At 57.4% G+C, this 11,718-nt stretch carries 11 protein-coding genes; 2 read left to right on the forward strand and 9 right to left on the reverse strand.

Going from position 1 to position 11,718, the window contains the following annotated elements:
• Positions 1-314: 314 nt before the first annotated feature.
• The 9 genes from ACN0SD_RS16320 to ACN0SD_RS16360 form a co-directional block, all read right to left on the reverse strand.
• Positions 315-1,298 carry an ABC transporter permease gene (locus tag ACN0SD_RS16320; RefSeq protein ID WP_417809288.1) on the reverse strand — a complete coding sequence of 328 codons (984 nt, stop codon included), beginning with the start codon at positions 1,296-1,298 and terminating at the stop codon, positions 315-317.
• Positions 1,291-2,250 (reverse strand): ABC transporter permease, encoded by a 960-nt coding sequence (locus ACN0SD_RS16325; protein ID WP_417809289.1) that lies wholly within the window; start codon positions 2,248-2,250, stop codon positions 1,291-1,293. The genes ACN0SD_RS16320 and ACN0SD_RS16325 overlap by 8 nt, the downstream gene beginning before the upstream one ends.
• A 41-nt stretch (positions 2,251-2,291) precedes the next feature.
• Positions 2,292-3,863: a sugar ABC transporter ATP-binding protein gene (locus ACN0SD_RS16330; RefSeq protein ID WP_417809290.1), complete on the reverse strand. Its 1,572-nt coding sequence runs from the start codon at positions 3,861-3,863 to the stop codon at positions 2,292-2,294.
• A 6-nt stretch (positions 3,864-3,869) separates the two neighbouring features.
• Complete coding sequence (torT, locus tag ACN0SD_RS16335; RefSeq protein WP_417809291.1) at positions 3,870-4,919, reverse strand: TMAO reductase system periplasmic protein TorT; 1,050 nt, start codon at positions 4,917-4,919, stop codon at positions 3,870-3,872.
• Between the two features lie 415 nt (positions 4,920-5,334).
• A complete protein-coding gene (locus ACN0SD_RS16340; RefSeq protein ID WP_417809292.1) occupies positions 5,335-6,306 on the reverse strand; it encodes a biotin-dependent carboxyltransferase family protein in 972 nt (323 codons plus the stop codon).
• Complete coding sequence (locus tag ACN0SD_RS16345; RefSeq protein ID WP_417809293.1) at positions 6,296-7,171, reverse strand: 5-oxoprolinase subunit B family protein; 876 nt, start codon at positions 7,169-7,171, stop codon at positions 6,296-6,298. The genes ACN0SD_RS16340 and ACN0SD_RS16345 overlap by 11 nt, the downstream gene beginning before the upstream one ends.
• On the reverse strand, positions 7,168-8,547 hold the full coding sequence (locus tag ACN0SD_RS16350) for an acetyl-CoA carboxylase biotin carboxylase subunit (protein ID WP_417809294.1): 1,380 nt from the start codon (positions 8,545-8,547) through the stop codon (positions 7,168-7,170). The genes ACN0SD_RS16345 and ACN0SD_RS16350 overlap by 4 nt, the downstream gene beginning before the upstream one ends.
• Before the next feature lies 1 nt (position 8,548).
• A complete protein-coding gene (locus tag ACN0SD_RS16355; RefSeq protein ID WP_417809295.1) occupies positions 8,549-8,782 on the reverse strand; it encodes an acetyl-CoA carboxylase in 234 nt (77 codons plus the stop codon).
• Between the two features lie 23 nt (positions 8,783-8,805).
• Complete coding sequence (locus tag ACN0SD_RS16360) at positions 8,806-9,594, reverse strand: 5-oxoprolinase subunit PxpA (protein WP_417809296.1); 789 nt, start codon at positions 9,592-9,594, stop codon at positions 8,806-8,808.
• A 129-nt stretch (positions 9,595-9,723) separates the two neighbouring features.
• On the opposite strand from ACN0SD_RS16360, the gene ACN0SD_RS16365 reads away from it, so the two are divergent.
• Both ACN0SD_RS16365 and ACN0SD_RS16370 read left to right on the forward strand, forming a co-directional pair.
• Positions 9,724-10,623, forward strand: coding sequence for a LysR family transcriptional regulator (locus ACN0SD_RS16365; RefSeq protein ID WP_417809297.1), 900 nt, complete (start codon positions 9,724-9,726; stop codon positions 10,621-10,623).
• 93 nt (positions 10,624-10,716) lie between these two features.
• The gene (locus tag ACN0SD_RS16370) at positions 10,717-11,427 is read left to right on the forward strand and encodes an IS6 family transposase (RefSeq protein ID WP_417809298.1); all 711 of its coding nucleotides are present in this window, start codon (positions 10,717-10,719) and stop codon (positions 11,425-11,427) included.
• Positions 11,428-11,718: the final 291 nt, after the last annotated feature.

Here is an 11,718-nt window from a genome sequence, read left to right on the forward strand (position 1 = left end):
GGCAGAAGCCCAATCGAATACCGTAAAAGCCTCGGCCTTATGCCGTGAAAACAGTCCAAGTTTTTGTCCGCACCCCCCTCTCTCCTGTCGAGGCGAAAACTCTGGCCGATTCCTCACCTGTCGATACACTTCACTCTCTTTCGACGGCGCGCGGAATACTTGGTGAAATACGCATAATTGTTTGGCCTTGATGCACGCCCGCCATTCCCAGCCTTGCGTTTGCGCCCTGTTTAACTGCCGGACGCCGCATCGTTCACGATACCACATTCAAGGCCCGGTGTATGCGCCCTGATGCGCCAGCCCTCGTTTGCGCCCTAGCGCACTTTGGTCCGATACGCATCCAGCGCGGCCCCAAACACCAAGATTGCCCCAACCACCACCGGTTGAAGCGATCCATTGATCTGTTGCAGGTTCATGCCGATCGACAGGCACACGATCAGCAGCGACCCATAGACCGGCGCCGAGATACCGCCGGTGCCGCCGCGCAAAGACGCCCCCCCGATGACCGCCGCCGCAATACTGCTGAGAACAAGCGACGTGCCCAGATTCGGTTCGCCCGACCCGGTTTGCGCGGTCATCAACAGCCCGGCAATCGACGCCAGAACGCCACTGGTAACATAGGCAAGGAACAGGTGTTCCTTGACGCGACGCCCACCGACGTGGGCCACTTCGTTGCTGTCACCCAGCACATACAACACGCGACCGTGTACCGTGCGCGTCAGCGTGAAATGCAGACCATAAGCAACAAGCCCTGCGATGATCAGCGGAATGGGCAACAGCAGGATCGTCATCTGGTTGAACGCAAAGGTAAAGGCATCGGGCAGATTGAAAATAGGGAAGCCCCCTGAAATCGTCGTTGCGACCCCGGTAAAGATACTCATGGTCGCCAGGGTGACGACAAACGGATTGATCCGACCATAGGCAACCAACAGACCGTTAACCGCGCCAATGGCCGCGCCGATCAGCAGACCGATGACAACCCCGGCAAAGATGCCCAACCCGTCACCAAGCGACGGAATTAGCGCGGTCATCACCATCGAGGACGCCACCGACACCAAAGACACCGTGGCCCCGACCGACAGATCAAAACCCCGCGTGATGATCACAACCAGCTGCGCACAGGCGACGAAAAAGAACAGCGAGGACTGCTTCATTATGTTGACAATGTTGTCCCCCGACAACATCGCCGGTTGCAGCATCGCAAAGACTGCGACCACGGCAACGATCGCCAGCGGTAACAACAGATGCGGCCCCAAGGCGCGCAAATCGAGGCCGGATGTTTGGGTTTGCTCAGACATGCCCGCTTCTCCGATTTTCACGATAACTTTCGGCGGCGACAGCGATAATGATGACCAGACCGATGATGATGATATGATACTTGCTGTCGATCCGTGCTAGGCTCATCCCATTACTCAGGACGGACAGGAAAATCGCGCTAAGCGCGACCATCTGGATACGACCAACGCCACCTTTCAGGGCAACACCACCGATGACAGCCACCGAAATGCTTTCCAGCATAAGGTTGCTGCCAAGCGTCGCTTCGCCGGATCCGACGCGCGCCGTCAGGAATATCCCGACAATCCCCGCCAAAAGGGCGCTGAGGATATAGGCCAGCCAGATATATTTGCGCGTGTTCAACCCCGACAGGCGCGACGCCTTTTCATTGCCGCCAACGGCATAGAAATACCGGCCCAGCCGGGTCTGGGTCTGCATATACCACAGGATCATCAGCACGATGACCGCCGCATAGACGACATAGGGCAGTTCCATGAGTCTGCCGCGCCCGATCTCACGGGTGAACAGCTCGGGCATATCATAGATCGGCGTGCCGCCGGTCACATATCCGGCGATCCCGGCGGCCATCGTCATGGTGCCGATGGTCACCATGAACGGCGAAATTTTCATCACGCTGACGAAAAACCCGTTGGCAACGCCCACGATCAACGCGGGGATCAACCCGCCCAGACAGCCCAGAAAGACGATCATCGGCGCGCTTTCGACACCCATCGAGGTCAACCCGGCCATAGAAAGCGCAGAACTGACACTGGTCAATGCCACGATGGCCCCGACCGAAATATCAAAGCCGCCAACGATAATGACCAGCATCTGACCGGCGGAAATGATCGCCAGAAAGGATGCATTGCGCAGCACGTTGATCAGGTTGGAGGGCCGCAGGAACCGCGGTTCGTACAGGGCCAGCAGGACGCAGGTTACAATCAGGACCACCGGCAGAATCCCGATGACCTTCATAACCCTGCCGAGGCGGCTTTGTTGACTTGCAGCTATTGCCGTCATGGTGCGTGGTGTTCCTCTGCATGGCTTTTGCTTTCGTGATCGAAGAAATGCGACAGCACGGCGTTTTCCGTGACGTCCTCTCCGTCCAGTTCACCGACGATGTGCCCTTCGCGCATGACGAGGACGCGATGCGACATGTGCATCACCTCGGCCAGTTCGGAGGACGCGATCACCACCGCTTTGCCTTCTTCGGTCAAAGACTTGATCACATCATAGATTTCCAGTTTGGCCTGAATATCCACCCCGACGGTCGGTTCATCGAACAAGAACACGTCAAATTCCCGTGACAGCCCGCGCGCGATCATCAGCTTTTGCTTGTTGCCACCCGACAGTTGATCGGCCTTGGCCATCAGGCCGGGAGTGCGGATCTTCAGCTTATCGATCATCTTTTCGGCAAACCCGCGCTCGGCGCGCCGGTTCAAAAGGGTTTTGCCGCGCGAAAATACTGGATCGTCCAGCGCGGCGATGGTGCTGTTGAACGTCAGGCTTTGATGCATCGCCAGCCCCTCGGTTGAACGATCCGAAGGGAAATAACATATCCGGTTGCTCAGGGCCTTGCGTGGGTTGTGTTTCTCCAGCACGACGCCATTTGCAGTGATCCGACCGGTTGCAATGCGCTCTAACCCGAAGGCCGCGCGCAGCACTTCCGACTTGCCACAGCCTGCGAGCCCGGCAAATCCCAGTACCTCACCACGGCGCACTTCGAAACTCAGGTTTTCAGCAAGACCACTTTGCAACGTCACGTCGTCAAACGTCAGAACCGTCTCGCCCGGGGTGCGCTCGATATGTGGAAAAAAGTTCTCGAAGGACCGTCCCGTCATCAGCTGGACAAGTTCCTTTTCCGAGGTATCGCACTGGTTCACCGTTGCGATGTATTTGCCATCGCGCAGCACCGTGATCCGGTCCGCCAGCCGCGTGATTTCCGGCATCCGGTGCGAAACATAAATGATGCCCAGCCCTTCGTCGCGCAGTTGTTCGATAATATCAAAAAGCTGCGCCGCTTCTTGATCTGTCAGGGATGCGGTCGGCTCGTCAAGAATAAGAACACGGCAATCCCAAAGCAGCGCCTTGGCGATTTCGACCATTTGCTGATGCGCCCGCCGTAACGAGCTGATGCGCGCAGCGGGATCAAGGTTGAATCCAAGCCGGTTCAGCACCGATTGCACCTTTGCGCGCATCGCCGATTTTGCCAGCCGCCAACCGCCCGTCATCTCGTGCCCGAGAAACAGGTTTTCCTCGACCGTCATGTCGGGGATCAGGCTAAACTCCTGAAAAACGATGCTGACCCCTTTTTCATGCGCCATGGCGGGGGTCAGCCCGGTCAGTGCCTCGCCAAAAAGGCGATACTCACCACTGTCATAATTCTGCACGCCACAGATGATCTGGATCAGTGTCGATTTGCCCGCGCCGTTTTCACCGAACAGCACATGAACCTCGCCGGGGCGCAATTCAAATTGCATGTCCTCTAGCGCCTTGAAGGCGCCATAGGATTTATCCAGATGCGAAATCTCGACCAAGGGGTTGCCGGGCGTAGTAACTACGCCCGGACCAGTTGATGTTGCGTTCATCGACCCTTACTCGACCGAATACACCGGATCGAAATCCGTCGGCGCGAAGGCGCGCGTCAGGTCGATATCGTCGATGTTGTCCTTGGTCACGACCGTCATGGAGGGCCGCAGGTTCGACAGGTGCTCTTTGCCCTCAAGGATGCGCACGGCCATGTCCATCGCGATGCGGGCCTCCATCACCGGGGACTCGGTGACAGTGGCGGTCACCACACCCGAACGCACCAGATCGACCATGCCTTCGTTGGAGTAATATGCCGCAACGAGAGCATCTTCGTTTCCGGCTTCTTCCAGCGCTTGTGCGGCGACTTCGGCGGTCACAGCAGTGCCGTAGACGATGTTCACATCGCCATAGGCCTGCAACGCATCTTCGACCAGCCGCAGCTGGATGCTTTTGCCGGTGTCGCCGTACTTGGCCTCAAGCAGTTCGATGTTGCTGCCCTCGATTGCACGTTCGACACCTTCGGTCGATGCTTCTGCCCAACCCGAGCCTTGCGGGCCGGGAAAATGGACCATGCGCATCGGGGTGTCGCCCGTCATTTCGACAAGGAACTTCGCCCCTGCTTCGGCAGCGTCATCATAATTTGCAAAGATCCGGGCATCCGCGACATCGCTCATCGGGTTGATCACGCCAACCTGCACGATGCCTTTTTCTTTCCCTTCGGACATGCTTTTGGCAAGACCGGCTTCGGAAATCGCGGCGATTACGATCGCATCCACGCCCAACGCCAGACAGTCGTTATACTGCGATACTTGCTTGGCCGCTTCGGTGTATCCACCGGCCTCAAGGATTGTCGCCTTGACGCCCAGCTTGCGCGCCTGATCAACGATGCCATAGTTCACGCCAACCCAGTAGCTGTCCTTCATATGCGGGAACAGAACGCAGATATGCCACGGCTTTTCGGCCTTTTCCAATCCGGTGTACGGGGTGATCTCGACAGTGCCATCGGCGACATTGACCACGTCGAAAGGCCACAGCGGGCCTTCTGCAGATGCCATCGTTGCCATTGATGCAACGGCCAACGCAGACATGGACACTCTGGAAAACAGTTTCTTCATTGTGAACCTCCTAGTTCATTTATTATTATAGTTTTTAGGCATTTCTACGGGTTAGCCGCCGTGGAGCGCGCTCCATACCGACTCGGCCCTTGCCGACGCTTTTTTCCCACTATCCTGACGGATCAGGCCGGATTATTGGTGGTAAGCGGCCATTTTCGACTTGAATAGCGCACAAACGCAGCCCTCCGTCTCTTTGGCTTTTCGACTTTGACAGTCTAGCGTAGTCCGTCTGGCTCAATCGGCCCAAGTAAATTGTCAGGCTATGGCCGGCTGACCTGAAACCTACGATTTTTCAGGCAAATCTTAGGCAGCGCGGGGTCGTTTGGGGGCGTGCGACGTAATTTTTTAGGCTCCTTATTTTCCCCGCAACTTGGTTGGCGGGTCTGGCCGCGCGCTGAGTGGGTGCAAACCCCTGTCAGGACAGGGATTTGCGGATTTTTTCTAAACGCTCGTGGCGCTCGCGGCGCGCCGTCAGGGCCTGATCCATATCGACCTGCACAAAACGAACGGGCGTGTTGGGCTGCAACTGCCCGATCATATCCATATCCGCCGAGATGATCGCACCGACGGTGAAATACCCTCCGCCCGAGACCGCGTCGCGATGCAGGACGATAGGTTCCGTTCCACCAGGCACCTGAATCGAGCCATAGGAATAGCAGCCGTCGACGATGTTTGACGGGTCCGACCCGGCACCGAAAGGTTGCTCACGCTCAACGAATTCCATCGCCGTGCCGCCGCGGAAACGATACCCCATGCGATCCGCCTCGGGTGCGACTTTCCATTCATCCGCAAAAAACTGTTCTTGCGATTTTTCGGTCAACCGGTGCCAGTATAGGCCGGGCAGCACGCGCAGTTCCACTGGGTTCGGCAATACCGCCAGCAGGGATTGATCCAGCGTGCGTTCTTGTGTCTGGCCCCCTGCCTGAGCGACAGGAACAGTATCGCCAGCCGCAAGTGCGCGACCTTCAAAACCACCCAAGGCACCGATGGGATAGGTTGACCGACTGCCAAGCGCAGGGGGCGTGTCGATACCGCCCGCCATCGCAATGTAGATGCGTGCGCCGGATTTCAGAAAGCCGAATTTCAACGTCTGGCCTGCCTTGACCATGAAGGACGACCAACTGTCGCGCGGCTGGCCATCGACAAGGATAGGCATCTGCGCACCGCACACGGCGACCAATGTATCATCGTTGAACTTAAGCTCGGGGCCCATGAACACGGCTTCCAGACCGGCGGCATCCTCGGGGTTGCCGACCAGCATGTTGGCGACACGCATCGCCGCACGATCCATCGCTCCGCCTTCTGGGATTCCAAGGTGGAAATAACCCGGACGCCCCAGATCCTGAATGGTGGTCAAAAGGCCGGGTTTGGCAACTTCAAACGTCATTGAGAGCCTCCATCAGCTTGGCGTTGGTGCCTGCCATATCGCCGTTGAAATCTTCCAGATCAAAGGTGACATTGGCGATGCGTGGTTGGTATGTGCCGTCTTCGACCCCCTTGAGAATACGGTCGTATTCTTCGCGGTCGATCGGCTTCCACTTGACGATATCGCCGGGCTTGAAGAACACCATGAAGTCCTTGAGATAGCTGACCTTCTGGTCGGCATCAAAGATGGTCAACGGTGTGATACCAAACATCTGATAGCCGCCCGCGCCGCGCACGGAATAGACGCAGGAGAAACAGCCACCGTATCCGACGGTCTGCTTTGGCGTGTCGGTGCGCGGTTTAAGGTATTTCGGCACCTCGATCTGCTTGTCGCGTTCGACCAACTGATAAAGAAACGGCAAACCCGACACGAAACCGACCATCGACACGAACCAAGGGGCCGAGTGATGCGCCTCGATAAAGGCCTCGACACTGTCGTAGCCATTGATGCGCGCGGCGTAATCCAGATCGGTGCCAGAAGGATCCTGATGCCGCTCGCGAAACCGCATCACACAATCATGCGTCCACGGATCCTGATAGTAGACGGGCACTTCGACAATGCGCGTGTTCAGTCGCTTTTCCGCGTTCTCGGCCTTCTTTTCCAGCTCTTTCAGCTTGGCCATCATATCCTCGGGCGCGATCACTTCGGGGTCATAACGCACCTGAAAGGACGCGTTGGCGGGGCAAATCTCGCGGATGCCATTGATGTTGGCGTCGCGGGTGGCGTTGCTCATCGCGAGGGATTTGAAGAATGCGTCCAGCGACATTTCTTCGTCCATCTCGACAAAGATATGCTCGTCGCCGCCGTATGAATACCGTGTCTTCACGATGCTCCTCCTGTCTGGTCGTTGAGATTGCCCGCATCCAGCCACGGCTCAAGCCACTGGGTATGGATGCGACCGGCGCGCACGTCGTCCGAGCGTGCCAGCGCCTTATGCAGCGGGATGGTGGTTTTCAGGCCGTCAATCTTGATGCCGTCCAGCGCGGATTGCATTTTGTCGATAGCCTGTTCGCGGGTGTCCCCGTGAACGATCAGCTTGCCAATAAGCGAGTCATAGAATGGCGGGATCTGATAGCCTTCGTAAAGGAAGTGATCGACACGAACGCCATCGGATTCGGGCAGGTCAAGCGCACCAACCTTGCCCGGAAATGGCATGAACTTCTTATGCGGATCTTCGGCGTTCAATCGCACTTCGATGGCATAGCCGGTCAGGTGGATATCATCCTGAGCAAGCGGCAGAGGTTCACCGCTCGCGACGCGGATCATCAGGGCAACCAGATCCAGACCGGTGATCATCTCGGTGACGGGGTGTTCAACCTGAATGCGGGTGTTCATCTCGATGAAATAATAGGCGTCCGCCTGCTGATCATAGAGATACTCGACCGTCCCGGCCCCACGATATCCCACGGCTTCGGCCAGATCGACGGCTCTTTTACACATCGCCTGCCGCGTCGCTTCGGGCAGATCAAAAGCGGGCGCTTCCTCCCACACCTTCTGGCGGCGGCGCTGAAGCGAGCATTCGCGCTCAAAACAATGCACGGCGCGGGTGCCGTCACCCAGTATCTGCACCTCGATATGGCGCGGCTGGCGGATGACCTTTTCGATATAAATGCCACCGTCGCCAAACGCGGCCTGCGCCTCTTGTCGGGCCTGCGGGGTCAGCTTCAACAGGTCTTCGGCGGTCTCGGCGATGCGAATGCCGCGTCCACCGCCCCCCGCGCTGGCTTTGATCATTACCGGAAAGCCGATAGTCGCGGCCAGTCGGGCGGCCACATCCATGTCGTCCACCCTGCCGTCCGAGCCGGGAACCACCGGCACGCCCGCTGCCTCGGCGACCTGTCGGGCCGATACCTTGTCACCCATGCTTTGAATCGTGTCGGCAGATGGGCCGACAAAGATCATTCCGGCCTCGGTCACGGAGCGGGCAAAAGCCGGGCTTTCGGCAAGAAAACCATAGCCTGGATGCACCGCATCGGCACCCGCATCGCGGGCGGCCTTCACCACCGCATCAATGTCCAGATAGGATTTCGCAGCCTGCGGCGGGCCAATGCAAACCGCCTCATCCGCCATGCGCACGGCCAGCATGTCGGCATCCGCCTCGGAATGGGCCTGAATGGTATGAATCCCCAGGGATTTCGCGGCGCGCACGATGCGCACGGCGATTTCGCCCCGGTTCGCGATAAAGAGCCGTTGAATACTCATTTCACTTCAACGTCGCCAGAACGTCACCGGCCGATACGGCGGCTTCGTCCTCGGCCGAATAACCTGCGAACGTGCCTGCCTCTTCGGCCTGCACCTCGATGAAGGATTTCATTACCTCGACAAGGCCGATGGTATCACCAACGGCGACACTGTCGCCTTCGGACTTGAAAACAGCATCTTCGGGCGAGGGGCGGTGATAGAAAGTGCCAGGAACCGGGGATTGGATGTCAGCCATGTGTCGTTTCTCCTTGGAAGATCCTAGTTATCGTTGGCCAGCGCCAGTACGTCCCTGGCAGACGCGATCGAAATGTCGTTATCGTTCAGTATTTTTCGAATGGCGCTGAGGATTTGCACCGCGCCGGGCGTGTCAGAATGCACGCAGATCGATTCAAAGGCCACGTCGATAACCTTGCCACTGGCAGTTTCGACTTGACCGTCCACGCAGGCGCGCAGACATTTCCGCGCAATGGTATCGGGATCCATCGCCGCCGGTTTGCGGGTAAACACGATCATCCCGTCATCGCCATAATCGCGGTCGGAATAGAATTCGCGCACCACCGGTTGTGACAGGCGCTTTGCAACTTCGTAGGTCATGGATGCGCCCATGCAGAACAGGATCAAATCGGGGCTGGTCTGCTGGAGCGTTTCCACCAGATGGCGCGACAGTTCCTCGTTGCACGCGGCCTCCATATAAAGGGCGCCATGCGGCTTCACATGGCTTAGGGCCACATCGTGACGGCGGCCAAATTCACGCAATGCGCCGATCTGATAAAGGATATCGTTAACCAGCTCATCAGTGGCAGCATCGATGCGGCGGCGCCCGAACCCTTGCAAATCCTTATAGGCTGGATGTGCGCCCAGCCCGACACCATGCGCCTTGGCCAGTGCCGCAAGCCGGTTCATCGAGTTGGGATCCCCCGCGTGAAACCCGGTGGCAACGTTGGCGGAACTGATGATCTCCATCAGTGCGTCGTCGGGCGCATCGCCATAGGTCCAATGGCCGAACCCTTCACCCATGTCGCAATTGAGATCGACCATCTTACGCATCAAACACATCCCTCATATTCCTACGAGAAAGCTTGCGACGAGGATTGATGTTTGTAAATTTCAGAATCTTGAGGTTAATTTATCGGAAAAACCGATAATACTCGGATCCATTCTGAAGGAGCGCGTACCTTGAATTTTCGTCAGCTGAAGTATTTTGTCGCGACCGCCGAAACCGGTCAGGTCAGCCGGGCGGCCTCGGCTCTGTCTATCTCGCAATCCTCGGTGACAACTGCGATCCGCGAACTGGAAACCTCGCTGGGGGTTGAACTGTTTGTGCGCACGCATCACGGCATGGACCTGACGCATGCCGGGCGCGACTTGCTGACGTCGGCCTATGCTATCCTGTCAAAGGTGGAGGAGGCCCAAAGCCTGCGACACCGCAATTCGGAAACTTCCGGCACGATCCGCATCGCCGCAAGCTATACAGTGATCGGGTATTTCCTGCCGTCGCATCTGGACCGGTTGCGCCAGTTGCACCCCAATCTGGACATCCGTCTGTTTGAGCAAAACCGCGACAGCATCGAAGAAGGGCTTCTGGCGGATCGATTCGATATAGCGATTTTGCTGACCTCAAATATCGCCAACCCCGCACTGGACAGTGAAACACTGATGCGTTCGTCCCGGCGGCTTTGGGTGTCGAACACGCACCGCCTTGCACATCGCCGCACGGCGAGCTTCGAAGACATTGCCGAAGAAGATTACATCATGCTGACGGTGGATGAGGCCGCGAATTCTGCAATGAAATACTGGAGTTACCAGCGGGCCCAACCACGTGTCACCCTGCGCACATCGTCGGTCGAGGCCGTCCGGTCACTGGTGGCCAACGGTCACGGCGTCGCGATCTTGTCGGACATGGTATACCGGCCCTGGTCCCTGGAAGGGAAACGGATCGCCACAGTGTTGACCGAAACGCCAGTGCCGACGATGGACGTCGGATTGGCGTGGCGCAAGAACGCCGGTTTCTCGCCCCAGATGCAGTTGATATATGACTACTTCCGGCAAACCTTCAATTCGCCCTACACAACGTAAACCGCAACTGCATTGTGTTGGTTGTTATTGCCAAGTTGTTGATCGGGCATTGCCAAGTTGTTCAGCCCTGCTGGTTTGGCTATAGGGTGGCGCATGAAAATACCGAGCACAATGCCGCGCCGGATTGACTTTCGTCTTCCGCGTGAAATCATCTCCTACGCGGCCTGGGCTTACCATCGGTTCGCGATGAGCACGGCGGATGTTGAGGATTTGCTTGCCAGGCGTGGCGTGATTGTAAGCCGCGAAACTACCCGTTTCTGGGTCAATCGTTTTGGGGCTCATTTTGCCAGTTGCATCCGCCGCGACCGGCCACAGCCTAACAACAAGTGGCACCTCGATGAGGTTGTGATCTCGATCAACGGCGGGAAGCATTGGCTCTGGCGCGCATTAGATGCCAACGGCGACGTGCTCGATATTTTGGTTCAGACACGCCGAAATGCCAAAGCTGCAAGGCGCTTTCTAGCGAGGCTTATCACGCAACTTGGTAAGCCGAGGGTCGTCATAACTGACAAGCTACGCAGCTACATCAAGCCGATTGCGCATCAGGCACCGGACGCCGATCACCGCGCTCACAAGGGCCTTAACAACAGAATTGAAGGCAGTCACAGGCCGACGCAACGACGAGAAAAGATCATGGGCCGGTTCAAGTCGCCCAGACAGGCGCAACGCTTCCTGGCCGCACATGACCAGATCAACAACATCTTCCGCCCTCGCCGCTACCGCATCTCAGCAACTTCATACCGTCATGCAAGAGCAGATGCTTTCTGCCTCTGGGCCGACTATGCCGCCAAGATGGTGGCTTGAAATCGGTCAAGGCGACCTTTTAAAAACACGCCACAACAACTTGGCAATGCCATCGCTATCGCTATCATGGGCTTTCGACGCAGTTCGAAGGAGTGATGGCTCAAGACGTTCTGCAACGGAGACCTGATGCGGCAACAATCGGGACAAACGGCGTGTATGCAGTTGATTACATCAAGCTGTCCGTTAAGTTTCGCGTCTTGCATTGATTTGGCGTTGATGATGTAACCGCCCTCCGACGGCATCGATGTGCCAAGGTGGGTCTGCGATGATCCACAAAGGAGGACGGTCATG

Source organism: Thioclava sp., from assembly GCF_048263065.1.
Taxonomy (GTDB): domain Bacteria; phylum Pseudomonadota; class Alphaproteobacteria; order Rhodobacterales; family Rhodobacteraceae; genus Thioclava.

Coding starts and splice junctions, on each gene's coding strand:
- ACN0SD_RS16355 (WP_417809295.1), bottom strand. CDS start 8,782: ATGGCTGACATCCAATCCCCGGTTCCTGGCACTTTCTATCACCGCCCC.
- ACN0SD_RS16340 (WP_417809292.1), bottom strand. CDS start 6,306: ATGACGTTTGAAGTTGCCAAACCCGGCCTTTTGACCACCATTCAGGAT.
- ACN0SD_RS16330 (WP_417809290.1), bottom strand. CDS start 3,863: ATGAACGCAACATCAACTGGTCCGGGCGTAGTTACTACGCCCGGCAAC.
- torT (WP_417809291.1), bottom strand. CDS start 4,919: ATGAAGAAACTGTTTTCCAGAGTGTCCATGTCTGCGTTGGCCGTTGCA.
- ACN0SD_RS16370 (WP_417809298.1), top strand. CDS start 10,717: ATGAAAATACCGAGCACAATGCCGCGCCGGATTGACTTTCGTCTTCCG.
- ACN0SD_RS16360 (WP_417809296.1), bottom strand. CDS start 9,594: ATGCGTAAGATGGTCGATCTCAATTGCGACATGGGTGAAGGGTTCGGC.
- ACN0SD_RS16320 (WP_417809288.1), bottom strand. CDS start 1,298: ATGTCTGAGCAAACCCAAACATCCGGCCTCGATTTGCGCGCCTTGGGG.
- ACN0SD_RS16325 (WP_417809289.1), bottom strand. CDS start 2,250: ATGAAGGTCATCGGGATTCTGCCGGTGGTCCTGATTGTAACCTGCGTC.
- ACN0SD_RS16350 (WP_417809294.1), bottom strand. CDS start 8,547: ATGAGTATTCAACGGCTCTTTATCGCGAACCGGGGCGAAATCGCCGTG.